The following is a 24,153-nucleotide window of genomic DNA, read 5'->3' as shown; positions in this document are numbered from 1 at the left end:
ACGCACCGCGGACCTGTCACTGACCCTTCGCCAACACCTCAACGACCACGGCTCAGCACCGGAGACATGACCATGAGCGTCACGCCGCCCATCACCACCGACACCATCCACCACCTCGTGCCCTTCGCCCGGTACCTGGGCGTCACCTTCTCAACGATCGAACCCGACCGCGTCGTCGCCCACCTATCCGAGAGCGGCGACCTCGCCACGATCGGCGGCGGTGTGCACGGCGGCGCGCTGATGGCGCTTGCCGACGTCAGCGCCGCCGTTGTGGCTGTCCTCGCGAGCGGCGATCCCACCGCTGCTCCCGCCACTATGCAGTCCTCGACCAACTTCCTTCGGCCCGTCCACGGCGCCGCAACGGCTGAAGCCCGTATTGCTCGTCCCGGAAGATCGACGGTCGTCGACGTGGAGCTGACCGACCCGGCTGGTGAGCTCTGCGCACTGGTGCGGCAGATCGTCACCGTCCGGCCCGGATGAATCCTGGCAGACGTCGATCACGCAAGAGGCCCTGATCCCGGACCAGGTTATGCGCAGCGGCAGCTTCACGACAGCATGGGTCGGCCCGCGCGGCTCGTCCAGTGACTCCGGCAGGCGGTGTCGGCGTACTCCCCAAGAGATCATCTCATTTGGCTAGCTGGACTTGTGCGGTGTCGAAGATTGTTGAGCGGCTGGTGCCGGACGAGCTGTGGGAGCTGTTCCAGCGAGTGGTTCCAAAGGCGCCGTCGCGGCCGCAGGGTGGCGGCCGGCGTCGGCACGGCGACCGTGAAGTCCTGGCTGCGATCGTCTTCGTGGCGACCTCGGGCTGCACGTGGCAGCAGGTGCCGGCCGCCTCGTTCGGCCCGCCGGGCGCGTCGGCCCATTGGCGGTTCACCGAGTGGACCAAGGCCCGGGTGTGGGCCAGACTTCATCACCTGGTCCTCGATGAACTCGGCTCCCGCGGTGAGCTGGAGTGGTCGCGGTGCGCGATCGATTCCGTGAACATGTGGGCGATGGAAAAGGGGATCTGACGGGCCCGAACCCTCATGGGCAGCGAAGAGGGTCATCGCTATCCGAATCCGGAGTGAGAGCTCTTTCGACACACCGCGGGGCTCGCTTCAGCACCGGTTCTGGCCGGGGCGAAGATCTCATCCGCCACCTGGGCAGGAAGTCCTCTGGGGAAGCTAGCGAAGAAGTGCGCCAGCTGCGAGGGGGAGTTCAAGGAAGGGCAGCGCAAGGCGTCGGTACGACGCGTGGCGGCCCATGCCCGGCGAGTGCGCCCCCCAGGCGGTGCAGTCCCGAGCATTGTCCGATGAGTCGGAAGGTCCCCTTGCACGAGAAGGTCGCCCGCAGGTCCTGGATCCGCCGCCGCTGCCCATCGTGACGGATCCGCGGATCACCGCGTCGTCCTCGACGAGCAGGATCGTCATGCGCGCGGACATGGGCACGGGCGCGCTGTCGGCTGCTGAAGCGGGCGTCTTTTCCGTCCGAAGGTAGGTCCCGGGGGGCCTCACCCTGCCAGAACCGTGCCTCCGCCTGGGCTCAACCGTATATCGGTCGCGTCTCGCGATCTGTGTCGGGCCGCTCCTCGAACTTCGCAGCGTCCGGGGTGCCGTCGGGAGCGGCGGTGGCGCGTACGCCCGCGAGCACGATCGCGGTGATCTGCTGCGCGTCGGCTCGCGTGAACTCGCGCGCGCCCCGGCTGACCAGTCCGTGCACCGGACCGCTGAGCATCTCGACGAGAAGATGACAATCGACTACTGGAAGCTCCCCGTTCTCGATCGCCGCGTCCACCCGCTGGCGCAGCCTCCCTAGGCGCTGAGCGAACGCCTCATCGACGACGGCCCGTAGGCCGGGGTTGTCGTGGGCCGAGCCCACGACGTTGAGCAGCGCCCGACCCTGCGGGCTGGACAGGGCGGCGGCGAGGGCTTCGAGGAAGTCGACAAGGTCGGCGTCGACGTCGCCGGAGTCGTGCAGGGGCGCCGCGTGGGTGCTGAAGGAGGCCAGTGCATCGGCGAGTAGGGTCGTTCGGTCGGGCCAGTTGCGGTAGACGCTGGCCTTGTTGACCCCGGCGAGCTCGGCGACCTGGCCGTAGTGCAGCCCGCCGAACCCGTCGCGGGCGATCAGCTCGGCGGCGGCCTCGAGAATCCGACGCCGCACCCGGGCGGTGCGCCCGCCCGGACGGCGGCCCGGCTCTGGCGTGGTTTCGTCCGCGGTCACGAACGGAACCCTACAGCGGCTGCGCCGGGTGGTGTGCGCCTCGATTGCCTCTCAGGTGGCGGGGACCCAAGAGGTCAACCCCGTCCCGCGCGGACGTCCTGGCCGCCGCCTGCGGGCGCTGGCGCTGGTCGTAGGTGACGAAAGCCGCGGTGATGTCGGTAGTCGCCGTGCCCGGCCAATTCCTCGGCCGATGTCCATGTCCCGAGCAGAGCCAGCGAGGTGCTGCGTCCGGCCACCGGGGTCGCGGACTCAGCAGCCGTCGTGCAGGACGCGTTCGACGGCATCCGGGAGTTGTGCTCCGTCATGCACTGCGATCTGGTGGTGTTCGCTCCCGTCCCGGCTGCTGCCTACGGCCACAGCAACGGCTTCGCCGTCCGGGGGCGGTGCGAACCATGACGGGGAAGGGAGACTCGGTCCCGGGCATCCTGACGGGAACTCGACGGTGGTCCGTTCGTCCTGATACGCATTGCGGCCGAGGATCACGCCCTTCACGACCTCGGATCGGAACCATCCGGACTTCGTCCGAACCAATACGTCGGCGAACCGTGGGGCCCGATGCCGCAGCACCGACTTGCGCACCGCATACGGCTGCCCTTTGTCCCGCGCACAGCCTGCCGCCAGCGCTGCCTGCTCCGCCTGTCACCGGCGGGTGCTTCGCTGTCGTCTTCCAGCCAGCGGCAAGGGTCTGAAATCGCCGATCCGGCGAGTTACAACGGCTAACACAAAGAGGTGGATCAGTCCTGATGGCCGTGTCCGGGGCGGGAGTTGAGCGTTCGGCCCTGCGTGGGGACATCGCCGTGGATCGTGCCGGATGAGCTGTGGGACCGCTTGGAGCCGCTGCTGCCGCAGCGCGAACGGCGCTTTCGGTATCCGGGCCGTAAGCCGTTGCCGGACCGGGAAGTGTTGTGCGGGATCTTGTACGTGCTGCACACCGGGATCCAGTGGGAGTACTTGCCGCAGGAACTCGGGTTCGGCTCGGGCATGACGTGCTGGCGACGGCTGCGGGACTGGAACGAGGCAGGCGTGTGGCAGCGGCTGCACGCGATCCTGCTGGCCGAGCTGAACGCGGCCTCACGGCTGGACTGGTCCCGATGCGTGGTCGACTCATCCCACATCAGGGCGCTAAAAGGGGGATCCACACGGGCCCTTCGCCAGTCGACCGGGGTCGGGCCGGCTCGAAACACCATCTGATCACCGACGGACACGGCACCCCGCTCGCGGTCCTGCTGACCGGAGGCAATCGCAACGATGTCACCCAGCTCCTGCCGCTGCTCGACGCGATTCCGCCAGTCCGCGGCCGGGTCGGCCATCCCCGTCGCAAACCGGACTCGCTGTTCGCCGACCGCGGCTACGACCACGACATCTACCGCGACCAGGTCCGCGCCCGCGGCATCGTGCCCGCGATCGCCCGCCGCGGCACCCTGCACGGCACCGGACTGGGCACCTACCGCTGGGTGGTGGAAAGGAGCTTCGCGTGGTTGCACGGCTTCCGGCGCCTGCGCATCCGATGGGAACGGCGAGCCGACATCCACGAAGCCTTCCTCAAACTCGCCTGCTGCCTGATCACTCACCGGCAACTCGGCGTACTGCGCTGCCGTCGGTAGAGGTCATCGGGGCAGAGTCGTGTTGCCGTGCACAGCTGTCCTGGGAAGCATCCAACGTCCTATGTAGTGGCAACGCCATGCTGCAGTTGACACCTGTCGTGCTGGAGGTGCAGCCGGCGGAGGTCTTGCAATGCAGCGATGGGAAAGGAGTGCTGAACCCACTTCGCCAGATAGCCGTCCTCGCCGTGGACCTGCAGTACTGACTGAGCGGCCTCCATGACGACGTGTCCGAGAAGGCGTCGCGGCTGCGTGGAACCCCAGACGAGTGTGCCTTCCTGGTCAGGCGCATCGAAGCTCGCGAACATGTCGGGAAAGCGGTATATCGCCAGATCAACGTCCGAACCCCTGCCTCGCAGCACCCACCTCACTTCAGCCGGTTCAAGGTCGAAGGAGAAGCGCTGGACAGGTATGGGGCCATACAGGCCCGCGACACCGTGAAGCAAGTCGGCAAGAGCATCCGTGCAGTAGCTGACGATGTCTTTCCGCTCCGAGGAGCCGTCCTTGATGAGACACATCGCCCAGCCAGTGCCACTCAGTTCCCAACTGAACTGGAGACCATTGGTCATCCCGCGCCTCCCGGTGATCGTCTCCGAAGACGGTACAGCGCAGAGGTAGGCGGCTCCCCTCGCACCAACACAACCAACGGCGAACAACTCACCAGTCAGGCGACCGATCAGCTCGTTTGGTGGTTGCGGGCGGCGCACCCCTGCCGCTTCATTGTGTTAGCCGTTGTTAGTCGGTAGCGTCACACACGTCTGCGGCCGGGTGTATGCGGTATCGGGCCCGATCGAGGCGCTATTGACCGGCCGTGACCGGCTGGAGCAGCTTGTTCCGTGCGACGATCGCTTCTTGAGTAGGTGGAACGAGAAGTGCACCACCACCCTCGACCGTACCCTGGGCGAATGCGGCATAAGGCCGTTGGCGGTCCTCGTATCGCGGGAACGCAAGGACGTGATCTCCATCCCCACGCTCGAGTTCCTCGGCGAGGAACTGAGCCCCGGTCAGTGCCAGGGACGTGCCCCGGCCCGCGAGGGGGGATGCGCAATGGGCGGCATCGCCCACGAGCGCGACCCGGCCCCGGTGCCAGGTGGGCATATGAATCTGGCTGACCGAATCGAAGTAGATGTTGGGATCGGCGCGCACCGCGTCAAGGATCGTCTGGACCTTCCACGAACGACACCCGGCGAAACGGTCGAAGAGGATCCTTTTCTGCGCCTCGATGTCGCGGTAGTCGTAGTCGAGGGGATCTGATGCGAACATCAAGAGACCGATGGCTTTGTCTTTGAACCGGGCGATGCCGGCCAGGTGCCCCGGATAGCTGTACATGGGATTGATCCGCTCGGCTTCGGCTTCACGGGGCATGTCGATGATGGCGACGTAGAGACCGAGATGCCGGATCCAGTCCTGCTCAGGGCCGAACACGAGCCGTCGCACCGCCGAGTGCATACCGTCGGCGCCGAGGACGAGATCGAAGCTCTCCGACGTGCCGGAAGCGAACACGACGTCCACCTGGTCGTGATGCTCGGCGATCGAGTTCACCGACTCGCTCAGACGCAGGTCCACGATGTCGGGCAGGGCGTCAGCCAGGATCCGGGACAGGTCCTCGCGGGCGATCTCGATGTCGTCGGACGAATCGCCGATATCTGAGGGCAACCGGCCGATGGCCGTACCGTTCTCGTCGACGAAATGGACCTGCTCAGTCATACGGATCCGCGCGTCGCGGACCGCAGGCAGGATGCCCATCTTTCCGGCGACCTGGATCGCATCGCCGCGAACATCGATGGGTGAACCATTGCCCCGGAGCCGATCGGCCCGCTCGACGATCGTGACGCGATGACCTCGCATTCCGAGGACACGTCCGAGTGAGAGACCGGCGACACCCGCGCCGGAGACAAGAATGTGCATACGTACTCCACAACAGTGATGAGGGGCGGGATATTTACCGCGCTGGCTGCGTCGGGTGGGCGAGCACGAAATCGCGGAGCAACCGGGCAGTTTCCTGTGCGAACTCCATCGTGATTCCGTGGCGCGCTCCCAGAATCACCTCCATCCTCGCCCCAGGAATCGCGTCGGCGATCTTCTGTCCGATTTCGGGACGAGCTGCAGGATCGTCCTCACCGTAAATGAGCAGGGTGGGGGCCGTGATCTGGGGCAGGCGGTCGGTGAGGTCGAAGCCTGGTATTGCGGCCAGTCGTCGCGCATCCGCCTCCGGTGGGCGGTGGATCATCATCGACTTGAGTTCGGCCACCGTCTTCTCGTCCGCTTGCCCGCGTTCGGACAGGGCGAAGGCGAGCATCCGGGCGTCGCGCTGCGACGGTGACAGCGCGACGATCTCGGAGGCCACAGGCGCCTGCAGGGCCGAGGCGTCGGAGAATGTGGCACCGACCGTCAGGGATTGCACGACGTCGGGCACCGACACTGCGACCTGCAGGGCGATGAAGCCGCCGAACGAGGATCCGAAGACGTGCGCTCGTTCGTACCCCAGTCCCCTGATGAGCGCGGCGCAGTCCTCAGCCAGGTCGGGGATGCCGTACGGGTGGGGTGGGTTGACCGACGCTCCGGAATCGCGCTGGTCGTAGGCGATCGCACGGATGCCGTCACCGAGCAGGGGCCGGAACGTCTCGTACTGGATATGGGTGCTTTCGCCACCGTGCAGCAGAATCACCGGTTCGCCGGCACCGGACTCCGCGTAGGCGATCTCGATCTCGTCGACCTTGACCGTGTTCAGCGCAGTGGTCACTGGGATCCCCCGGAGTTCGTCATGGACCAGACGGGCACCCAGCCGTTCTCGGACACCATGGTGTTGCCCAGGGCGCGCTGATAGGTGGACTCCAAAACGCTCACCTCCTTAAAGATACTGAGCGTCGCTTTAAGCTAGCCCTGATCCACCGTGGTGTCTACCGAGGTGTGAACGAGAAGATCAGAGGTGCGCCGGAGGGCAGGGAGGCTGCAGGGGTAGACGACTTGGGCAGGCGACCGAGGGTGCGACCGGGCGGGTGCGGTTGCACGTCAAACGGGGCGACCGTGGGGCTCCATCGGCCCGCGGTCGAGGAGACGGTGATCGTGTCGGACGCGCTCGTCCGTTCGCGGCATTGGGCCGTCGGTGCAACCTCGCGCCAAATGCGCCCGCTCCGACCGCGCGGGTGACGAACACGGCGGGGACCGCCGACGTGCGCAGAGAGGCGATCCCGAATGCGGAGGAGAGCGCCCGCGCGGCCTTGGCCGGCGCACTGACCTCCGCCGGTGTCCGCTCGCTACTTCCCCCGCATGTCACCGTGCCGGCCCGGCACGTGCCCGTTGCGCAGCTACCCATGCGGGGCGTGGTTCCGGGCTGCTGTGTGCAGGGCCTGTGGCTCGGCATCCGTGGCTATGCCGGTCGTAACGTCGGCCCCACTGTCCCTTAATTCGTGCGGCCGGGGGTGGCTCAGGGGGCCGCGCCTTCGCGGAGTTCGTCGAGGTAGGTGGTCATCAGCCGGGTCGTCGTGGTGAACCAGTCATTGAGGACGGCGATCTCGGCGGGGGAGTAGTCGGCGAACTGCTCGCCCAAGCGGGCGTAATAGGGGCCGTAGAGGGCGGTGACGCGGGCGACCGCTGCGGGCTGGGCCGCGATGCGCACGCGGCGGCGGTCGGCCTGGTCCGGAAGGCGGGTCACGTAGCCCGCCCGTTCGAGGCGGTTGACGATGCCGGTCACCGCTCCCGTGGTGACGTGCAGGCGGTGGGCCAGGTCGCCGGCCGTGGGGTGGTTCTCGCCGGCCTCCAGGACGTAGCCGAAGCAGGTCAGGTCGGAGACGTTCAGGCCCAGACGCTGTGCCATCTCCTGCTGGGCGATCATGCTGGTGGCGATGAGGCGGTCCATCGCAGACAGAGCCTCCGGCAGTGTGGCCCCAGGGCGTGGAGCGTCCTCCGTCCCGTCCTCCGCCCCCTGGTCGTTCGTGTTCCCGCCGTCCGACATCTGGAAATCCCTTAGCGTGTAAGATAAATTGCCTTAGCGGCTAAGCGATTCTATAGGTCAGTCGGCCGGAGGTAGGCACGTGAGCGGGCATCACTACGAAGAGGGCCACACCCTGGCGGGTTGGACGGGGTGCGCGGTGGCCGTTCTGGGGCTGTCGACGGCCGGAGCAGGGATGTGCCTCGGGTCCGGCCCCGCGCTGTGGTCGGGGGTCGGAATCACGGGGCTCGGCGTGCTGGTGACCTGGGGGCTGCATCTCGCGGGCTGGGGCAAGCCGTCGGGGATACGGCCGCCGGCTGAGCGGAGCTGGCGGGTACGGGACCGTGCCGCCCGTGCGGGCCACCCCGACTGCCTGGGGTGTCGGCTCGCCGGACGAGGCCGAGGCCGGGCGCATAGGCGTGGGCGCGTAGCGGTGCCGGACGTGACGGAGGGAGTTCTGCCCATCTCTCCTTCCGCCGCTCGTTCTGAGGGAGAGCCCGTTCCCGTGTCCGTCTCCACGCCCGCATCCATGTCCGTCCCGGTATCCACCGGCGAGACTGTACGGCTGCCCAACTGAGCGTCACCGCCTGGCCGGGTCCCGCGCAGTCGCAGCGGGGCCCGGCTCCGAGCACCCACGCAGTCGCAGTCGGGGTCGGCTTCGCGTAGGGCACGCAGAAGGCCAGGCGCGCGGCCGGCGAGCCGATTGATGGCGGCGGCCGTATAGGCGGGGGCGGTAGAGATACCGAAGTCGGCCGCGATTTTCGCGAGGGTGTCATGCCGACGCAGGTATACCAGGGCGAACAGCGCACGCTGGTGCGGCGGGAGTTTGCAACCGCGGCCACCCTCGCGGGTGACGATGAGCCTCGTGACCCGCTCGATCAGGGCGTGCGGCAGGTCGAGTGCGGCAGGGTAGGGAGCCAACGAGGCTCCTGTGCCTGAGGTTGAGACTTTGAACCTCTCCTCCAACGGCACGGTACCCTCGTGCGTTGCGCACCCCGTCGGCACCGCTCGGATCAGAGGCCGGACTGAAAACCCCCACCGAGTGCCAGGCGCTCAAGAACGAGGTCACCTGCCCGTCCGCCATGGCACACGAAGATCATTCTGCGAGGGCTGCTCAGCCGGATACATTCATGCGCTGTGTTCCGATGACCGACAGCAGCCGCAGCGACTCCTGTGCGGGAGAGCCGGGCTCGACCGTGAAGAGGACGATCTGCTGGTCCCGGCCGGCGATGTCGAGGAAGGTGCAGTTGAGGGTGATGGGGCCGATCAGCGGGTGGTTGACGGTCTTGAGCAGGGTGGGCTCGGGGCGCACGTCGTGCGCGGCCCACCGCCGGGCGAACTCCGCGCTGCCGGCGAGGAGGTCCCCCACCAGCGTGGCTACCTCGCGGTCGTCGGGGTAGCGGGCGGCCGACCAACGTCCAGGTCCCGGCCACGGCGCTCGAAACGCCACCCGGGCAGGTTCGCGGTAGCAGGGTCGGGTAGGTGGCCCCAGCCCGCCGTAGGGCATCCGATACGGCTCGGCCGCCTCCGGCTGGACGGTCTCTTTGGGGTCAACGGCCACCGCATAGGACCAGCCGCGGTCCTCCAGTGCCAGGCGGAAGAAGACACTGTGGCCGTAGCCGGCATCTGCCACGATCACCGGCACCGACGGCAGCCAGCCGGCCAGCCGGTCCAACAGCCCCAACGCTAAACGGGATTTGGGCACATGCCCGACATGATCGGGAACTCCGGCAGCCCGTCGCCGGCGGGCGTCATCCGCTCACTGTTCGGGCAGGAAAAGCTCCCACTCCAGATGGCGCGCATCCCGCTGCCTGGCGCCGCGCCGCCCATGCACCCGATCACCTGCTGACACCACGCCGGGTCTCCCGCGTCGCCCGTGCCGCCGAGAACGCCGGGTTCACCTTGGTCTCCCTGGAGGACAGCACACTCCCGCCCGGCGCCACGCCCGATGCGGTCGGCCGTATCGGGCGTGGTGGAGCGGGCCGCCTACCTCGCGGCCTCGACGAGTGTCATCGGTATCGCGCCGGTCGTCCCGGTGACGTACGCCGAACCCCTCCATGTCTCGGGCCAGTTGACGTCACTGAACAGCATCTCGATAGGGCGTGCCGGACGGGTGGTGGGCGAGGAGACGCGCCCGGAGGCGGCCCGGGTCGCCGGGCAAGGTCGTACTGAGGCCGTGACGGCACCTGTACGACGGGGCTGACGCTTCTCAAGTCCCGCCGCACCTAACGCAGTTCGCATGTGGAAGGCTTGCGCCGTGATGATCGACAATCTGACAACCCTGCACGGTCTGCCCGTCTACGACTTCCCGGTCGAGGGAGAGGAGGGCGGGCCACTGCCTCCGGCGGGCGAGGTCGCCTGGAAGCTCTCCCGCTACCAGCTCCTCACGGACGGAGAGTCCTTCGAGACCTGCTGGAACCGCTTCCTCGACACCGTCGACCTTTCACAGGTACGCGCCGTGGTACTGGGTTCAGGCGCCTACGGTTCCGAGGACGACGGGGACGACCCCGCCGAGACGGCCGACCGTCTCGTGGCCGCCGCCGGCCGTCTCACCGGACTCGAAGCCCTCTACCTCGCCGACGTCTCCGCCGAGGAGGCTGAGCTGTCCTGGATCGTGCAGGGCGACGTGACCCCGATCCTGGCCGCCTATCCCCGTCTTCAGGAACTTGGTGTACGCGGCTCCGGCGGCGGCTTCGACGACGGCCCGGGGCTGCGGCTGACACCCCTGCGCCACGAGCACCTGCGCGTCCTGCGCCTGGAGAACGGTGGTCTGCCCGGAGAGGTGACCCGCGCGGTGGCCGCCAGCGATCTGCCCGCCCTGCGCCGCCTGGATCTGTGGCTGGGCACGGACTACTACGGCTGCACCACCACTCTGGCGGACCTCGCCCCCATCCTCGACGGCGACCGCCTGCCGGCGCTGCGCCATCTCGGGCTGCGCAACAGCGAGATGCAGGACGAGATCGCCGCCGCCCTGGCCGGCGCCCCCGTCGTGGCCCGGCTCACCTCCCTGCACCTCGGCCTGGGCACCCTGAGCGACACCGGCGCCGAGGCCCTCCTCAGCGGCCAGCCCCTCACCCACCTCGAAGAACTGGACCTGCGCCACCACTTCCTCTCGGAACCGATGATGCAGCGCTTGCGCGAGGCCCTGGAGCCGTCCGGTGTCAGGGTCGACCTCGAAGAACGGGAGCAGGCCACGAACCGGTATGTGGCGGTGGGGGAGTGACCTGCCGCCACGGCGGACACTGACGTTAACCCGCCTGACCCCGATCGTCCTCCCCGGCCTCCACGGCTTCGGGGCCGGCGCCGGGGTCGGCTTCGTCCAAGCCGTCGAAGCCCACGGGATCGGCATACGCACGGGGTGCCATCCATGTGAACGGCTTCCGGTGCTGATCCCATCGATTCCTGCACGTAAGCACGTCGTGATGGACGTGCAGCACGTGGCGGGGCAGGCATGGAACGGCGGCGCTGGCGCCCCCGGGACCCCTAGGTGCCGAGGGCGCCCTTCGTTTGTGCTGACCGCCGCCACCTGCTCGTTCCGCATCGCCCACGATCTCTCTCCGAGCCAGTTTCGGCCGCGGCGCGCGACAGTGCGCACAGACTAAAGGCCTGTGCGCTCACCCATAACGACAGGGCGAACCATGGCGCGCATCCTCTTCTGTGGAACCGGGGGAACCAGCCCTCGTCACGTCCAGTCACAGCGGAGGGAATGAAACAGCGTGCCACGGGGGCGACAGAGCGCCATCATGACCATCGCCACGGTGATATCCGCCCTCACCGTGCTGACCGGCTGTACGTCGAATCCGGCGCGACCGACGGCGCCGGCGGTGACCGCGAGTCCGGCCCGTGAACTCAGTCCAGCTGAGCAGGGCCGGGTCGACCAGGCCGAACAGCGTCTGGTCCAACGATGCATGGTCCAGGAGGGCTTTCGCTACTGGGTGTTTCCACGGGTGGACGCCGACACGTTCCGCGCTTTCACCTACCGCTTAGTCCAGGACGACGTGGAGTGGTCGCGCGAGCATGGCTACGGCGAGCGACTGCGGCAGGCGTTCTTCAAGGCGAAGAAGCGCGACAGGAACCTCTCGTATCAGAAGGGCCTGACGCCGGCGGAGCGCGATCGCTACACCACCGCTCTTCAGGGCGGTCGAGACACACCGATGCTCTCGGCTCGGCTGCCCTCCGGAGGAACGGTTCGCAGCCCGGGTGGCGGCTGCATGCGCTTCGCCCGCAGCGAGTTGTACGGCGACGTGGAGGCGTTCTTCCAGGCCGACAAGATCGCCACAGACCTCACCGGGGTGTATGTCCCCAAGGTCATGCGTGACCCGCGCTTCACGGGCACCTTGAAGGCGTGGTCCCGGTGCATGCGCGACCTGACAGGCCGCGACTACGCCGACTCGGACGCCGCCCGTGCCGACGTGCGCAAGCGGACCGCGGGCTTCGGCGCCTCGCAGGCGCAGGCCATCGAGACGGACATTGCCGTCGCGGATGCCACCTGCGCCCGGCGCACCTCGCTGCGCGACATCTTTTCCCGACTGGACCGCGAGTACGGCGATCCCGTGCGCGCGCGATATGCCGACGAGATCGCCACCAGGAACCGGACGAAGCTGGCCGCCCTGCGGCGGGCGGACCGTATCGGCGCCCACGACTGATCCACCTGCACCTGGCCGATCGGCCGAGGATGAAAAACAGGAAACCGGAGGAGGCACATGCGCAAGATCCGAACCGCCCTGGCGGTGGCAGCTGTGACCGTGACGGCGGGCACTCTGTTCACGAGCCCCGCACAGGCCGCTCCCGACCGTGTCGCAGGACCCAACTGTGCCAGTCTGTACCGGTCGCATCAGAACGACGGCTACGTGCGGGCGTACGACGCGGTGGACTGCTACGAGCAACTTGGCGCGGCCCAGGGTGACGACGGCAACTGGAACGACGCCGCGGGCCCGTTCCGGAAGCCGGCCAACGACAAGGCCACTTCCCTGCTGAACACCGGAACGTACGCCGGCGGCGTCAGCAACGTCATGTTCTACGCGGACGCGAGCCACGAGGGCGTGCGGGGGTGCCTTGCCTGGGGCGAGCTGTACGTCGACGACCTACGGGACAACGTCCTCAAACTGGGGAATACATCGACGAACGCGAACAACGCGATCAGCTCCCACCTCTGGACGTCGGGGTGCACCAACCCCTTGACCTGACGGCTCGTCCCGGTTCCCGAGAGCTGAGTCGGGACAGCTGCCGACCACGCGTGGATGCGGGTCCTGGCCGTGACCGCGGCCAGGACCCGCTCGCGTACAACCACGCTGACACGGCCCCGCTACTGGCCGAGGGCCGGCCGCGGAGCCCCGACCGAGGAGGACTGGCGGTCTCGACGGAGCGATGATCGGCCGGATGTCGGTTCACTCATTGCACCCTCATCGTTCGCAGTCGAGTGCCCTCCGTACGGGCGGGCGGCATACCTGCATACATGACACCTCCTGCGGAAGACGGACACGCTACTGGGAGTGCCGAATCCGTCTGAAGGTCACTTGCCACGCTGCTGGCAACGCCGCTCGACGTCCCCGGCCAGGGGCCGACGTGCCGGACCGTTGAGCAGTCGCCAAGGCGATCGGGGAATTTCTGACGGTCGAGGAACAAGCGCATGGCGGTCGCGCTCGCCCAACTCGGCCCAACTCGACGGTCGGATCGGGGCGCCACGAACAGCAGACCGGCACCATCACCACCCCGGCCGGCGGCCCAGCCTCCTGGACCGACCGCGCGGCTGCCGCCGAAGCCGCACCGGTTTCCTCGCCGAGGACCGGGCTTTCGGCGGCCCGGTCACGCTCACCGCCCGCCAGGCCGTGACATTCAACGACGTCACCGCACTGGCAACGAAGGCCCGTGACCGCGAGGTCGAGCGCATCACGCTCGACGACAAGGAGTGGATCGCGGCCAAGGTCCCCGCCGGCACCCCGGAATCAATGGCGCGGACGACACACTCACCACCTTCCAGCCCGCCCGCAACGGCCGTTGCGGGCGGGGCAGGAGGCCCCGGGACGACGACGGCGCCGCCGAGGTGACCTCGAACATCCGGCCCCGTCCGGAGGTCGCCCGGCGGGCCCTGGCCGACGGCACCACCCGGTTCCTCGTCAACGGGGCTCTCCGGCCCGCTCCGAGGGTCGCACCCTGACATCTGGCAGGGGCACGGCGTCCGTGGCGTGATCTACGGTTCGAGGCGCTGACTCGGGGGAGCTCTTGGCTGCTACGGCAACTGGAGCAGGAGATGCGAGTGCTCCGGTCGGGTAACAGCAGGAGCCGTGGTGAGGGCATCTCACCGTGGGACGGCACCGGGCACTGTGATCATGGTGTCCGGGTCGGAAGCCTTTACGGTGACGGCTGCAACGTGACGACTGCCTGACGGACAGCACAGTTGGCGGCAACGGGCGGTGGCTTCTCCCACCGATCGGACAGCGGTCGTTGTTCGATTCGCATGGGAGCAGTCGGCACCCTGACCTTGCACATGTCCTCTACCGCGTGGTCTGGCGCCGCCGTCACCCGGCGGCGGCCAGTTGGGCGGGGAACGAGATGTGCGCTGGATGCCGGGCGCAGGGAAGCTCAACATCACTTCGGCGTCCGGGGGCTGAGGGAACGCCTCTTTCACCGCCTTCGCGAGATCTTCGGCGGCGGTGCAAGCGGCTTCCGCTGGGGGAGGGCGAGCACCTGCTTGCCGAGCGCGCCCCGATCAACCACGGGCGGTTGACGCGCCAGGCCTACGCCGTGGTGGCGGTGCCGCCGTCGACGGGATCACGGCGCCCGTGAGGTATGCGCCTGTCCGGCTGGCAAGGAACACGGCAATGCCTGCCATGTCGTCGTCGCGGCAGATCCGGCGTAGTGGGGCCGACGCCGCGATCACCTCGCGAACCACCTGCCGGGTTGGAAGAGGTTCACTGTTCCGTCTTACGTTTCGAGCCGGGTACGGGGCATGCTTGAGGCTTTCGGCCAGGCCCCGTTACCTTCCCTTGTGTAGTCATCGATTTCCGAACCGGTTCACCCCGAAAGAACCGGAAAGAGGATTGTGGTAAACAAGTCGCCTCAGGCAGAAAAGGCATGATCATGAGTGCAATTCTCGCGTGGCGGGAACTGGATGTGATGATCGACCACCGATTGTTCGGGCTGGTCGATGAAGAAGGACTGGGACAGTCACATGGGTGAGAAGCGCGCTGCACCCCTGCACGGGTCCGGGCGAGCATCCCGCTTCACATCCGCACGAAGAAGATCATGAGGAGTCGTCTTCCGTCAGCAGCAGACTCACGGCCCCTACATCACCACACCGAAAACGGTGCACATTCCCCGTACGAAGTGGAACACGTCAACGTTCAGCTGTACGCCGACAGCAGGGTGGTATCGCTCTTTTCCCCCGGGTCTCGACCCGGACATGTCCATGGCGCCCACCTCCTCAGCGAACAGACACTCGGTCACGGAGTTCTGACTCTGCTCACCGGTAAGGCTGGGCAGGGCCCGGATGTCATACGGGAGGGGGTGTGCGCAGCGCGATCATGGCGACGTCGTCATCGTTGTCGCCGGGGCGGACTTGATCCAGTAGCAGGTCGCAGAAGGAATCGAGAGGGCGGTGGGCGAGAGAGGCCGCGTGTCGGCGCAACCGGTCAAGCCCGTGATCGATGGAGTGGTGCGGGGATTCGACCAGTCCGTCGGTGTAGAGCAGGAGCGTGGCCCTGGGAGGCAGGTCGGTGACGGCGTCGGGGCGAGGTCTGGTGGCTCCCGTGCCGAGGAGTATGCCGTGAGCCCCCTCGAGGTAGTGGGCCTGGCCGTCGTGGGTGATGAGCAGGGGTGGCGGATGGCCGGCGTTCGTCCAGCGCAGGCGCCACAGTGCGTCGTCGCCGAGTGTGAGCTTGGCGAGGATCATAGTGGCCATGGGCGCCTCTGCAATGTGCATCACTGCCTCGTCGAGCCGTGTGACGACGGCGCTGGGCGCGGCCCCGGGGTGGGACCAGGCGAAGGCGCGCAGCATGTTACGGACCTGCGCCATGCCGGCTGCGGCGTCGAGATCGTGTCCGACGACGTCGCCGATGGCCAGTGCGTGGGCGTGGGCGGCCAGAGCGAAGGCGTCGTACCAGTCGCCACCCACGGACGAGGCGTCCGGAGCGGGCACGTAGCGCGCGGTCATCTCCAGTCCAGGTAGGACGGGCAGCTGGGGCAACAGATGGCGTTGCATGGTCTCCGCGACTTTCCGCTGGCGCTGGTACAGGCGCGCGTTGTCCAGCGCCAGGCCCGCCCGGCGGGTGAGGTCCTCCAGTAGCGGCAGGTCGGCAGGGGTGAAGGCGTCATGACGCTGGGCGCGGCCCAGGGTCAGGGCGCCGAGCACGTCGCGCAGCCCGCGAATGGGTGCGATGGCGGCGGAGTGCATACCTGTGGCGGTGAACAGGCGCTGCTGCTCGACCGCGATGCCGGAGTCGGGCGGACCTTGGTAAGTGGCGGGGCCAGCGAGAGACGATGCGGCTCCGCGCAGGGCCCGCGACAGCGGCATCGGCGACTCCGCCGGCACCGGAGGCATTGGGCCTTGCAGGTCGTCCCGTTCGACGAGAATGCCGTCCTTGTGCTCCATCACGAGAACACGCCGCACTTCGTCACGTTCGGTGAGAAGGTCGAACACGGCCCAGTCCGCGAGCCGGGGCACGGTCAAGGCCGCGAGTCGGTGCAACGCCTCGTCCACGTCCAGGGTGGACGTGAGCTGCGTGGTCGTCTCCGCCAGCAGAGCCAGCCGGTCCAGTTCCGTCAGCGCCGCGGAGTGCCCGCCATCGCTGTGGCCAACGTCCGACTGCGGCGGCTCGTACAACAGCGCCAGCGCACCTGTCCGGCCCGGATCGAGAATGTAGGGCGTGACCAGCCAGGACAACCGGACCACAGTGCCGTCCCCGCGTGCGAACCACTCGGCTTCGCCATGCCTGGTGTCGCCCGTGAGGAGCGCCTTCCTCATCGCGCAGCGCGTGCGAGGCACCGAGTGCCCGTATCTGTCCCGGTGCAGTAGGTCATGGAAGTCCTGACCAACGAGTTCTGCAGCTTCCCTGCCCAGGAGGCTTTGCGCCGCACTGTTGAGCGCGACGATGAGACCGTCGTCATCCACCGCGATGGCGGATGCTCGCAGGCTTTCCGGCGTTCCATCGAGCAGGGCGCGACAACGCGCCTGATGCCCGGGCAGGGGAACACTTTCCCTCCCGGGTGCGGCGACGTCGTCCATGTTTCTCCTCTGGTCAAGCCCGAATGACGTCGAGTACCCCAACCGGATCTCGGCATGCATCACAGATTCGTCTGCCTTGCGTCGACTGCTTGAGCACAGCCTGGTGGCCGAGGAGGAAGCTGTCCCCGAAGTCCCGGATGCCGGTCACGACTGGCGGGGAGGGATGGACTGGTGGTCTTGACGCCCCAGGCGCCCGCACGCGGAGCAATGAGCCGAAGAAGGGCTGTGAGCTGTTCTCCTTCGTGACTCTTCCGAGACGGCCGTCGGTGTACGGAGTGACGAGTTGGTGCGTGACAGCGGGTGAGTCAGGTCTGCCCGGTCGTGGCCTGCATTCAGGTGGTGGCTGTGCGGTCGGAGACGAGGCCGGCGATGGCCCGGTAGGTGTCGGGCAGCCGGTCTCGGCGGTGGGTCCAGCGCATGAGTTGTTTCCATCGTTTGTGGTCGGCCAGCGCGTGCTCAACGGTGATCCGGTCGGAGGAATGCTCGTACTGGTCGTCTTCCCACTGCCTGACTCTGCCGACCAGCGCTCCGGGCCGTGGCTTTCTGGGTGGGGTGACGGCCTGGCCAGGGTGGTCGCGGCTCAGGCCCAAGTAGCCGTCGTCGAGCAGGATCTCGACCAGGTCGAAGTGGCGAAGGCAGCCGGCGATACCCGCCGCGCGGGCAGCGGTCGTGCATTCTCCCTGGCCGCAGGCCATCAGCCCACAGCGTGCGACCGCGGTGGTCGGCGATGACAGTGGCTTTCATCGTGTTCTGCTTCTTCTTGCCCGAGACGAAGGCGGGCCGAGACGAAGGCGCGCCGCCCGCCGCGACCTGCCACCGGTCGGCGGACCTGGACCTCGGTGGCGTCCAGACGCAGCTCGACGCCCTCGAACCTGGGCGTAGGCGAACACATCCTCCAGCGTGCGAAGCCGCAGACCAGGACGGCCGGGAACAGCGAAGCCGCGTTGTGCGAGTAGTCGGCGGACCTCGCCGACAGCACGGGTGACCGTGGAGCGATCGACGCCGTACAGCACACCCAGGACCGCGTGCGGCAAGTCGTGCCGCAGGTGGATGAGCGTGGCTGCCAGCCGGTCAACGAAGACCAGCTGATGCCGGGCACCGGCACCCGGTGCACGCCTCCTCGCCCCACCCCTCGCCTGGAACCGACGCCCCTCAAGCCCGACCACCCACGGTCTGGCCAACTCGGCCACCAAAGAGGACAGATGAGCTGTCGAGATCCCGTGAGGAACTCGTCGACATACTCGTCGGCTCCCTCAAAGCACGGTCCGGGTGACCGGGTGTGGATCATCAGAGGCCAAGGCCCGCTGGCGGTTCAAGAGTCAGTATGGAGACCACACGATGTTGTCCGGGTCGCGTGCGGCTTGATCGACGTAGTCGGCGAAGCTGACGTTGTCGATGAACCGTTGCATGTGTACTTCCTGTACTGCCGCGGGTTCCAGGCGAAACGTATCCTGCCCCGGGATGGTCCCTTCGGTGGTATCGAGGTCGACCGCCAGCATGGCGAAGTGCGAGTGGCGAATGGCTGTGGAGTCGACGAGGAAGACGGTTCTGTCCCCGGCTTGCGCCGCCGCCCGTATCTCCTCCACCGTCGCATCGGACCAGCCCGGATCGTCGACGATGTGCACGAGGGCCTCACGCTCGCCGTCCTCACCCCACGGCTGCGTCAGTTCTGTCACTATGGCCCGCCAGATGGGCTCGTGTCCGTAGTCGGTGCGTACAACCAGGGCCGCGTCCAACTTGCGGTCACCGATGGATGGCCTCACCGTCACCCTCTCGATTCTGCTCGGTATACGTTGCAGTGCCTCCGCGGAACCGGACCACTTTCCGCGGGGTCGTACTGGAGGTCTACCAGGACATGGAGGTCCACGGGCTGACCCGGTTGGTGGTGCGTTGATCACTTGAGGGTGCCATCGTCTGACGGCAGGGAGGTGGCCCGCGTTGCGGTGCGGTGCACCAAGCCGTCCAGGATGAGGGTCAGGCCGGCCTCGAATGCCGACTCGTAGTCGATCACAGGAATGTCCGCCGTTGGATCCGAGCCGTCACCGGCGCCGACGTCCGCCTGTTCCTCCAGAACACTGCCGACCGTGAAACGGCCGGCGGCCAGCATCGCCATCTGCGCGTCCCGCTCGGGCACTCCGGAGGTGACGAGGAAGTCCATCTTGCGACGGATCCGGTCGAGGTCGTTGGCAGGGGTGCTGCCCGCGTGGAGGCGTGCGCCGTCCCGGCGCATCAGCAGGGTGCGCCGGAAGCTTCGCGTGTTGTCCAGGAACCAGTCGCGCCAGTCGTCGTCGGGCGTCGGCAGCGGGGCGGCCGCATGCGGTGCCATGGCCGCCTCCGCCATGGCGGCGAGGAGGTCCTTCTTGGTGCGGAAGTACCAGTAGAGCGACGGCTGTTCGACGCCCAGCCGCTTCGCCAGCCGCCGCGTACTGACCGTGTCCAGCCCGACCTCGTCGAGCAGGTCGAGCGCTTCGGAGACGACGATCTCACGGTTCACCTTGGTCACGTTGACAAATCTATCACCGATAGGTGACTCTGGAAAGGAATCATTCACTGATAGATTTTTGGGGTGATGGGCATGGCCAACAGAGCGGGGGCGCGCCCTCTGCGGGTCCTTGTTGCCGGCGGCGGGATAGCGGGCCAGGCGCTGGCTTTCTGGCTCACGCGGGGCGGCCACAGGGTGACTGTCGTCGAACGCTTTCCGGTGCTGCGGGCCGCCGGGGCGCAGGTCGACCTCCGGGGTCAGGGCATCGAGGCCGTCGAACGGATGGGGCTTCTTGATGCCGTCCGCGGCAAGTTGGTGGACGAGGCGGGTGTCGCGTTCGTCGACGCTCGCGGCAGGGCCAAGGCGACGATCATGGCCAACACCTCCGGCCAGGGCCGGCAGACCCTCACCTCCGAGTACGAGATCATGCGCGGTGACCTGGTACGCATCCTGCATGACGCGTCGAAGGACGACGCCGAGTACGTCTTCGGCGTGAGCGTGGACGGCTTCGAGCAGGACGAACAGAAGGTCATCGCGCACTTCTCCGACGGGTCCTCCGGCGAGTTCGACCTCCTGGTCGGCGCGGACGGGCAGGGATCGCGCATCCGGCGGGCGATCCTCCCCGCGGGCTGCGACCCGTACTGGCGGGTCGGCATCCATATGGCCTACTGGTTCATCCCGCGCATCGCGTCCGACAGCAACATCCGGGACACCTACATGGTGCCGGGTGGCCGTCAGATCATGCGCCGCAGCCACAACCCGACCGAGACGCAGGTGTACTTCGTGATGCGGGAGGAGTCCGAGGAAGCCTCGGCGATCCACCGGGAACCCGTCGGGCGCCAGCAGGAGTTCTGGGCGAGCAGGTTCCGCGACGCGGGCTGGCAGACCGAGCGCTTCATCAAGGGCATGCGGACGAGCCCCTTCTTCTACTCCCAGGAGATCGTTCAGGTCCGAACCGACACCTGGTCCAAGGGCCGCGTGGTCCTTGCCGGCGACGCGGCTCACTGTGCCTCCCCTTACAGCGGCATGGGCATCTCCGGGGGCCTGGTGGGCGCCCACGTCCTGGCCGGCGAGATCAACCGGCACCCGGGCGACCTGCCGACCGCACTGGCGAACTACGACAGCGTGCTGCGGCCCTTCGTCGACGAGATCCACGGCGAGGTGAATCCGCGTCTCCTACGCCTGGGCATGCCGATGACCCAGCGTGCGATCGACGCCTTCCAAGCCGCCACTGCGCTGGCCTGCTTCCTGCACGTCCCCGATCTCGCCGCGCGCTTTTCGAAGGAGGACCGCGGCGGCAGCTGGCAACTCCCCGAGAACCCGTCGCCGATCCGCACCGCCTGAAAACGGCCGGACACCGGAGACCGATGGCCGTCGGGAGCTGCCGCAGGACTGTCCGCCTTCCAGACCGTGTACGGGTCTTGTTCGCCGGTGGAGTGGGGCAGGGGGCTTCAACCTCGTCCGCGACCAACTGCGCCGCCGGATGGGGGGCCTCGCCGCACCCGATGACCGCGGTGATCGACTCTCAGTCCGTCAAGGTCGCCGCGACGGTTCCGTGGGCCACGTCCGGATACGACGTGGGGAAGAAGGCGCCGGGCCGCAAGAGACACCTGGTGGTGGACACGAAAGGGCTGCCGCCGTTCGTGATGGTGACCCCGGCCGGCACCCACGACAGCGCAGCAGCCCGCGAAGTCCTCTTCCGGTTGCGGCTGATGCACCCCGAGATCACCGCTGTCTGGGCCGACCGGGCCTACGCGGGCACGCTCGTGGACTGGGCGAAGTCGTATCTCCATCTGACGATCAGGACGGTGAGCAGGTCAAAGGGTGCGCAGGGGTTTGTGATCCTGCCTCGTCGGTGGGTGGTGGAGAGGTTGCTGGCGTGGTGGCTTCACGCCACGCCGGAATGTGCGCGACTACGAACCCGGCCCGAGCACTCCGAACCGATGCTCACCCTCGCCGTCACGCTGATGACTCGTCGGCTCACCCGACAGCCAGTGTTTCCCAACGCCGCGAAGCCGCGGCCGGCATCGAGCGTCACTGCATGAGCCTCTGAACGGCAACGAATGCCGGTCAGTCCCAGATCACCCGACCATCCTTCACGCTTGCGTGCCGGCCATGCGTGAGTACGCCGCCTTCCCGGCGGTCCTCCAGCGCGTTGGCTACAGCGTTCAGGACGTGTCCCAGTGATGAGGCGTAGTGCGTGGCGTAGTCGGTCTCGCGGTAGGCCAGGACCGGAACCGGGGCGCTCTCGTCGGCGTGGCCGACGTCCAGAAGCAGTCCATAGTGCGCATCCGTCTCGGCCAGGACAGGAAATCCACGACGGCTTCCACCAGTCATCGTCTTCAATGCCATCGGCTATACGGAGAAACTGCTGGTGGCGGTCGATGATGCTCTGGCAGTCGAGGAACACCTCTCCACCGGGAAAGATCTTGGAGTCCAGGTGAGGAACAAGCTGGAACCCTCCAGGAATGGGGATTCTGGAGTCCTTCGCGGAACTTCCGTTGTTCAGGCGCAGCCAGGTTTCGAGGACCTGGGGTATGCGGAAGCCGAGTGAGTCGTTCAGATGCTGGATGTCCGTGTCGGTGGCCGGGGGGTTGAGTGCTTGCGCGCTGGCAGCGGCATTGCTCTGCAACCATCGGCGGATCCTGATCCATGGGGAGGTGACGTCGTCTGGATGGAGCATGGATGTCTCCGGCTTCAAGGGCCAGGCCACCGCATGGGTGGCGTTGGAGAGGTCGTCCTACCTGCCAGAGGGTACGAGGAGCTACTGACAATCAAGCCACCTCGAGGGCGCTCGGGGTTCAAGGACGGGTTCTGGGAGCTGCTGCACGTCGTTGCCGCCGGTCAGGGCCGCAATGCGGTCGGGGCTCCACAGGTCACCGCTGCCCCGGCCGCCACCAGTGTTCCTGCGTGCCCGTTGGCTTTACGGCGCAGGCACGAACGTAATCCAGAAGGCTCAGGAAGGACTGAGTGCCGAAAGCCTCCTCGAAGGCCGTGCCGGTGCAGGCACCCACGTGGCCCAGTCGCGTGAGCGACGCCGGATGATCCGGTCCCGGCACGGTGAACGCCGCGGCGGCAACCCTTTCCTCGCTGACGTGTACGAGATTGGTCAGCACGGCACCTGGGAGACATCCTTCGAAGCCCGCATCCCCGCCCCGGAAACCAGTGAGCCGGGGGGGCTCCGTGGGAGAGGTGGATGCCGTGCCGCGGGGCGGAGGTGTCGGCGGTGGTCATGACGCGCGCCGGGTGCCCTGTGGTCGCGATCGGATCGGGGCGCGCCCCGCCTGCGCAGTCGAACACGGCATCGACGCCGGTGGGCGCGATCTTCCGGATGCGGTCCGTCAGGCCGTTGCCGTAGAGCGTGGGTGTGGCGCCGAGCGAGCGGACGTAGTCCTGGTTGGTGGGCCCGGCGATGCCGATGACCTTCGCGCCGCGCGCGTGTGCGAGCTGCACCGCGGCGGTGCCGACTGAGCCGGTTGCGCCGTTGATGAGAACGGTGCAACCCGGGCCGACGCCGAGCCGGTCTAGGACGCGGGTCGAGGTTTCCGACGAGCCGGCGGCTGCGGTCGCCTGCGCCCAGTTCTACGCCGACGGCTTGCGCGCCCAGGTCGTCGGAAGGGCGAAGTCGGAGTTGGTTCCGGATCCGGCCGGCTCCGCCAACCCGAAGACCTCGTCGCCGACCTGGACGTCGTCGACTCCCGTACCCATCTCGTCGACCACGCCCGCCGCATCATGCCCGGTGCGGTGCGGGAACGTCGTCGGCGCCTGCTGGCGACGTCGCCAGGATCGGATCATCATCTCGCCCGGAGGCAGTGATGAGGCCCGCACCGCCACGCGGATCTCTCCGCCCCGGCGTGCGGTTCGCACGTCTCGGCGACTTCCATGACTTCGGGGCTGCCGTAGCGGGGGAATCGCACGGATCTCATGACGGGACTCAGGCTTCCGGAATCGGGCGGTCGTAAAAGTCGCCGCGCGGCTCATCCGGGTCGATACCGGTTCGCTTGCCCGTGTCGAGCGCGTCGATGCGGGTCATCTCGTCGTCGTCCAGGGTGAAGTCGAAGACGTCGAGGTTCTGGGCGATCCGGCCGGGGTCGGTCGACTTGGGAATCACCGAACGTCCCTGCTGGATGCCTCAACGGAGCATGACCTGTGCGGGCGACTTGGAGTGGGTCGCGGCGATGGCTGCGATGGTCGGATCCTGCATCACGTTCTTGCGGTCCTCCCGCCACGGACCCGGGTAGAAAGTGATGCCGCCGATCGGCGACCAGGCCTGGGTGAGGATGCCGTGCTCGGCGTCGGCGCTTTGTACGTCGGGCTGCTGGAAGTAGGGGTGCAGCTCGACATGGTTGACCGCCGCGACCTTCTCCGACGTCGGAGCCGTCGAGATCACCGCCACCTGTGGGATCGGCGCGGCCCCGACCGCCCGAGCCACCCTCGAGGCCGCCACCACCGAACGCACCATGATCCTTGCCGAGTTGTACCGCCGGGGAGAGGGCTGGCGGCTGCGCGCCGTCGGCCAGGGCTACGACCATGGCCTGGCCGACCTCGCTCGCAGTTACGGCGTCGACATCGCCGAATGACCGACAAGCAGCCAGCTGCGGCAGCACGGCCGACGTCCCCGCGCCGTGCGCCCGCGCGCTCGCCTCGTGCTCGGCGCAGGAGACGTCGGCCTGGCGGCAGCGCACGAAACCCTCTTCCGGCTCCGGCTCCCGCCCGG

General features: G+C 67.7%; 25 protein-coding genes and 8 pseudogenes. 14 read left to right on the top strand and 19 right to left on the bottom strand.

The features are described 5' to 3' along the window. Window positions 1-72 precede the first annotated feature (72 nt). Both IE278_RS38145 and IE278_RS38140 read left to right on the top strand, forming a co-directional pair. Entirely contained in the window at window positions 73-480 is a 408-nt protein-coding gene (locus IE278_RS38145; RefSeq protein WP_189779595.1) for a PaaI family thioesterase, read from the top strand. A gap of 170 nt (window positions 481-650) precedes the next feature. Then, window positions 651-1,108: pseudogene (locus IE278_RS38140) on the top strand (transposase); the annotation flags it as partial. 413 nt (window positions 1,109-1,521) lie between these two features. On the opposite strand, the gene IE278_RS38135 reads toward IE278_RS38140, so the two are convergent. Further along, window positions 1,522-2,199: a TetR/AcrR family transcriptional regulator gene (locus tag IE278_RS38135; protein ID WP_189779594.1), complete on the bottom strand. Its 678-nt coding sequence runs from the start codon at window positions 2,197-2,199 to the stop codon at window positions 1,522-1,524. A gap of 219 nt (window positions 2,200-2,418) precedes the next feature. Here IE278_RS38135 and IE278_RS38130 point away from each other — a divergent pair, with 219 nt between their 5' ends. Further along, a complete protein-coding gene (locus IE278_RS38130) occupies window positions 2,419-2,595 on the top strand; it encodes a hypothetical protein (protein WP_189779593.1) in 177 nt (58 codons plus the stop codon). Window positions 2,596-2,982: 387 nt separating this feature from the next. Then, window positions 2,983-3,803, top strand: a protein-coding gene (locus tag IE278_RS38125) for an IS5 family transposase (protein ID WP_246571424.1) whose coding sequence is annotated in 2 segments (ribosomal slippage) — window positions 2,983-3,306 and window positions 3,309-3,803 — 819 coding nt in all. Because the reading frame shifts where the segments join, the coding sequence is not laid out codon by codon here. A gap of 59 nt (window positions 3,804-3,862) precedes the next feature. On the opposite strand, the gene IE278_RS38120 is transcribed toward IE278_RS38125, so the two are convergent. The 4 genes from IE278_RS38120 to IE278_RS38105 form a co-directional block, all read right to left on the bottom strand. Then, window positions 3,863-4,369 carry a hypothetical protein gene (locus tag IE278_RS38120; RefSeq protein ID WP_189779592.1) on the bottom strand — a complete coding sequence of 169 codons (507 nt, stop codon included), beginning with the start codon at window positions 4,367-4,369 and terminating at the stop codon, window positions 3,863-3,865. 229 nt (window positions 4,370-4,598) lie between these two features. Then, the gene (locus IE278_RS38115; RefSeq protein ID WP_189779591.1) at window positions 4,599-5,708 is read right to left on the bottom strand and encodes an FAD-dependent monooxygenase; all 1,110 of its coding nucleotides are present in this window, start codon (window positions 5,706-5,708) and stop codon (window positions 4,599-4,601) included. Between the two features lie 34 nt (window positions 5,709-5,742). Next, window positions 5,743-6,543: an alpha/beta fold hydrolase gene (locus IE278_RS38110; protein ID WP_213089772.1), complete on the bottom strand. Its 801-nt coding sequence runs from the start codon at window positions 6,541-6,543 to the stop codon at window positions 5,743-5,745. Between the two features lie 684 nt (window positions 6,544-7,227). Next, a complete protein-coding gene (locus IE278_RS38105) occupies window positions 7,228-7,659 on the bottom strand; it encodes a MarR family winged helix-turn-helix transcriptional regulator (RefSeq protein WP_246571417.1) in 432 nt (143 codons plus the stop codon). A gap of 175 nt (window positions 7,660-7,834) precedes the next feature. Between IE278_RS38105 and IE278_RS43020 the strand changes: the two genes are divergently transcribed. After that, window positions 7,835-8,308, top strand: coding sequence for an HGxxPAAW family protein (locus IE278_RS43020; protein WP_281403207.1), 474 nt, complete (start codon window positions 7,835-7,837; stop codon window positions 8,306-8,308). On the opposite strand, the pseudogene IE278_RS38100 reads toward IE278_RS43020, so the two are convergent. From IE278_RS38100 to IE278_RS43445, 3 pseudogenes are all read right to left on the bottom strand, one after another. Next, window positions 8,302-8,652 (bottom strand): annotated as a pseudogene (locus tag IE278_RS38100) (helix-turn-helix domain-containing protein); the annotation flags it as partial. The gene IE278_RS43020 and the pseudogene IE278_RS38100 overlap by 7 nt on opposite strands. 193 nt (window positions 8,653-8,845) lie before the next feature. Then, window positions 8,846-9,148 (bottom strand): annotated as a pseudogene (locus IE278_RS43450) (MmyB family transcriptional regulator); the annotation flags it as partial. A gap of 96 nt (window positions 9,149-9,244) precedes the next feature. After that, window positions 9,245-9,436, bottom strand: a pseudogene (locus tag IE278_RS43445) (transposase); the annotation flags it as partial. Here IE278_RS43445 and IE278_RS41980 point away from each other — a divergent pair. From IE278_RS41980 to IE278_RS41895, 6 genes are all read left to right on the top strand, one after another. After that, the gene (locus IE278_RS41980; protein WP_220451695.1) at window positions 9,437-9,580 is read left to right on the top strand and encodes a hypothetical protein; all 144 of its coding nucleotides are present in this window, start codon (window positions 9,437-9,439) and stop codon (window positions 9,578-9,580) included. 99 nt (window positions 9,581-9,679) lie between these two features. Beyond that, on the top strand, window positions 9,680-9,934 hold the full coding sequence (locus tag IE278_RS38090; protein ID WP_308434963.1) for a hypothetical protein: 255 nt from the start codon (window positions 9,680-9,682) through the stop codon (window positions 9,932-9,934). Window positions 9,935-9,991: 57 nt separating this feature from the next. Then, window positions 9,992-10,954 carry an STM4015 family protein gene (locus IE278_RS38085; RefSeq protein WP_308434964.1) on the top strand — a complete coding sequence of 321 codons (963 nt, stop codon included), beginning with the start codon at window positions 9,992-9,994 and terminating at the stop codon, window positions 10,952-10,954. Between the two features lie 520 nt (window positions 10,955-11,474). Next, window positions 11,475-12,377, top strand: a complete 903-nt coding sequence (locus IE278_RS38080; protein WP_189779588.1) for a hypothetical protein — start codon at window positions 11,475-11,477, stop codon at window positions 12,375-12,377. Between the two features lie 57 nt (window positions 12,378-12,434). Next, window positions 12,435-12,917 (top strand): hypothetical protein, encoded by a 483-nt coding sequence (locus IE278_RS38075; protein WP_189779587.1) that lies wholly within the window; start codon window positions 12,435-12,437, stop codon window positions 12,915-12,917. 642 nt (window positions 12,918-13,559) lie between these two features. Then, complete coding sequence (locus IE278_RS41895) at window positions 13,560-13,778, top strand: hypothetical protein (RefSeq protein WP_213089771.1); 219 nt, start codon at window positions 13,560-13,562, stop codon at window positions 13,776-13,778. Between the two features lie 690 nt (window positions 13,779-14,468). Here the strand turns inward: IE278_RS41895 and IE278_RS43120 are convergent. From IE278_RS43120 to IE278_RS38055, 5 genes and pseudogenes are all read right to left on the bottom strand, one after another. Next, a pseudogene (locus IE278_RS43120) lies at window positions 14,469-14,614 on the bottom strand (SDR family oxidoreductase); the annotation flags it as partial. 609 nt (window positions 14,615-15,223) lie between these two features. After that, the gene (locus IE278_RS38070) at window positions 15,224-16,954 is read right to left on the bottom strand and encodes a SpoIIE family protein phosphatase (protein WP_189779586.1); all 1,731 of its coding nucleotides are present in this window, start codon (window positions 16,952-16,954) and stop codon (window positions 15,224-15,226) included. A 332-nt stretch (window positions 16,955-17,286) separates the two neighbouring features. Further along, window positions 17,287-18,171: pseudogene (locus tag IE278_RS43115) on the bottom strand (transposase). 102 nt (window positions 18,172-18,273) lie between these two features. Beyond that, on the bottom strand, window positions 18,274-18,723 hold the full coding sequence (locus IE278_RS38060) for a DUF6924 domain-containing protein (protein WP_189779585.1): 450 nt from the start codon (window positions 18,721-18,723) through the stop codon (window positions 18,274-18,276). Window positions 18,724-18,848: 125 nt separating this feature from the next. Then, window positions 18,849-19,457, bottom strand: coding sequence for a TetR/AcrR family transcriptional regulator C-terminal domain-containing protein (locus tag IE278_RS38055; protein WP_189779584.1), 609 nt, complete (start codon window positions 19,455-19,457; stop codon window positions 18,849-18,851). A gap of 72 nt (window positions 19,458-19,529) precedes the next feature. On the opposite strand from IE278_RS38055, the gene IE278_RS38050 reads away from it, so the two are divergent. Continuing rightward, window positions 19,530-20,780 carry an FAD-dependent monooxygenase gene (locus IE278_RS38050; protein ID WP_189779583.1) on the top strand — a complete coding sequence of 417 codons (1,251 nt, stop codon included), beginning with the start codon at window positions 19,530-19,532 and terminating at the stop codon, window positions 20,778-20,780. Between the two features lie 161 nt (window positions 20,781-20,941). Then, entirely contained in the window at window positions 20,942-21,481 is a 540-nt protein-coding gene (locus IE278_RS38045) for a transposase (protein WP_189779582.1), read from the top strand. 25 nt (window positions 21,482-21,506) lie between these two features. On the opposite strand, the gene IE278_RS38040 is transcribed toward IE278_RS38045, so the two are convergent. The 6 genes and pseudogenes from IE278_RS38040 to IE278_RS38020 all read right to left on the bottom strand — a co-directional run bounded on the left by IE278_RS38040 (window position 21,507) and on the right by IE278_RS38020 (window position 23,826). Then, window positions 21,507-21,788 carry a hypothetical protein gene (locus IE278_RS38040; protein ID WP_189779581.1) on the bottom strand — a complete coding sequence of 94 codons (282 nt, stop codon included), beginning with the start codon at window positions 21,786-21,788 and terminating at the stop codon, window positions 21,507-21,509. A gap of 524 nt (window positions 21,789-22,312) precedes the next feature. Continuing rightward, window positions 22,313-22,552, bottom strand: coding sequence for a hypothetical protein (locus IE278_RS42655; RefSeq protein WP_246571408.1), 240 nt, complete (start codon window positions 22,550-22,552; stop codon window positions 22,313-22,315). A gap of 175 nt (window positions 22,553-22,727) precedes the next feature. Next, window positions 22,728-22,925 (bottom strand): annotated as a pseudogene (locus IE278_RS43340) (zinc-binding dehydrogenase); the annotation flags it as partial. Window positions 22,926-23,018: 93 nt separating this feature from the next. Continuing rightward, entirely contained in the window at window positions 23,019-23,303 is a 285-nt protein-coding gene (locus IE278_RS38030; RefSeq protein ID WP_189779579.1) for an alcohol dehydrogenase catalytic domain-containing protein, read from the bottom strand. A gap of 67 nt (window positions 23,304-23,370) precedes the next feature. Beyond that, window positions 23,371-23,547, bottom strand: coding sequence for a hypothetical protein (locus tag IE278_RS38025; protein ID WP_189779578.1), 177 nt, complete (start codon window positions 23,545-23,547; stop codon window positions 23,371-23,373). Between the two features lie 21 nt (window positions 23,548-23,568). Next, on the bottom strand, window positions 23,569-23,826 hold the full coding sequence (locus IE278_RS38020) for an aldo-keto reductase family protein (protein WP_189779577.1): 258 nt from the start codon (window positions 23,824-23,826) through the stop codon (window positions 23,569-23,571). On the opposite strand from IE278_RS38020, the pseudogene IE278_RS38015 reads away from it, so the two are divergent. Then, a pseudogene (locus IE278_RS38015) lies at window positions 23,789-24,016 on the top strand (TerD family protein); the annotation flags it as partial. The gene IE278_RS38020 and the pseudogene IE278_RS38015 sit on opposite strands and share 38 nt — an antisense overlap. Between the last annotated feature and the right edge of the window lie 137 nt (window positions 24,017-24,153).

The sequence above is a fragment of the Streptomyces tauricus genome (assembly GCF_014650955.1).
Classification (GTDB): domain Bacteria; phylum Actinomycetota; class Actinomycetes; order Streptomycetales; family Streptomycetaceae; genus Streptomyces; species Streptomyces tauricus.
This window is presented reverse-complemented; position numbering and strand designations above follow the sequence as displayed.

Bases quoted from the DNA above. Each gene is read 5' to 3' on its own strand.
- IE278_RS38145 (WP_189779595.1), top strand. From the start codon at position 73: ATGAGCGTCACGCCGCCCATCACCACCGACACCATCCACCACCTCGTG.
- IE278_RS38120 (WP_189779592.1), bottom strand. From the start codon at position 4,369: ATGACCAATGGTCTCCAGTTCAGTTGGGAACTGAGTGGCACTGGCTGG.
- IE278_RS38115 (WP_189779591.1), bottom strand. From the start codon at position 5,708: ATGCACATTCTTGTCTCCGGCGCGGGTGTCGCCGGTCTCTCACTCGGA.
- IE278_RS38105 (WP_246571417.1), bottom strand. From the start codon at position 7,659: ATGGACCGCCTCATCGCCACCAGCATGATCGCCCAGCAGGAGATGGCA.
- IE278_RS41980 (WP_220451695.1), top strand. From the start codon at position 9,437: ATGCCCGACATGATCGGGAACTCCGGCAGCCCGTCGCCGGCGGGCGTC.
- IE278_RS38090 (WP_308434963.1), top strand. From the start codon at position 9,680: ATGCGGTCGGCCGTATCGGGCGTGGTGGAGCGGGCCGCCTACCTCGCG.
- IE278_RS38085 (WP_308434964.1), top strand. From the start codon at position 9,992: ATGATCGACAATCTGACAACCCTGCACGGTCTGCCCGTCTACGACTTC.
- IE278_RS38080 (WP_189779588.1), top strand. From the start codon at position 11,475: ATGACCATCGCCACGGTGATATCCGCCCTCACCGTGCTGACCGGCTGT.
- IE278_RS38075 (WP_189779587.1), top strand. From the start codon at position 12,435: ATGCGCAAGATCCGAACCGCCCTGGCGGTGGCAGCTGTGACCGTGACG.
- IE278_RS38070 (WP_189779586.1), bottom strand. From the start codon at position 16,954: ATGGACGACGTCGCCGCACCCGGGAGGGAAAGTGTTCCCCTGCCCGGG.
- IE278_RS38050 (WP_189779583.1), top strand. From the start codon at position 19,530: ATGGCCAACAGAGCGGGGGCGCGCCCTCTGCGGGTCCTTGTTGCCGGC.
- IE278_RS38045 (WP_189779582.1), top strand. From the start codon at position 20,942: ATGACCGCGGTGATCGACTCTCAGTCCGTCAAGGTCGCCGCGACGGTT.
- IE278_RS38040 (WP_189779581.1), bottom strand. From the start codon at position 21,788: ATGGCATTGAAGACGATGACTGGTGGAAGCCGTCGTGGATTTCCTGTC.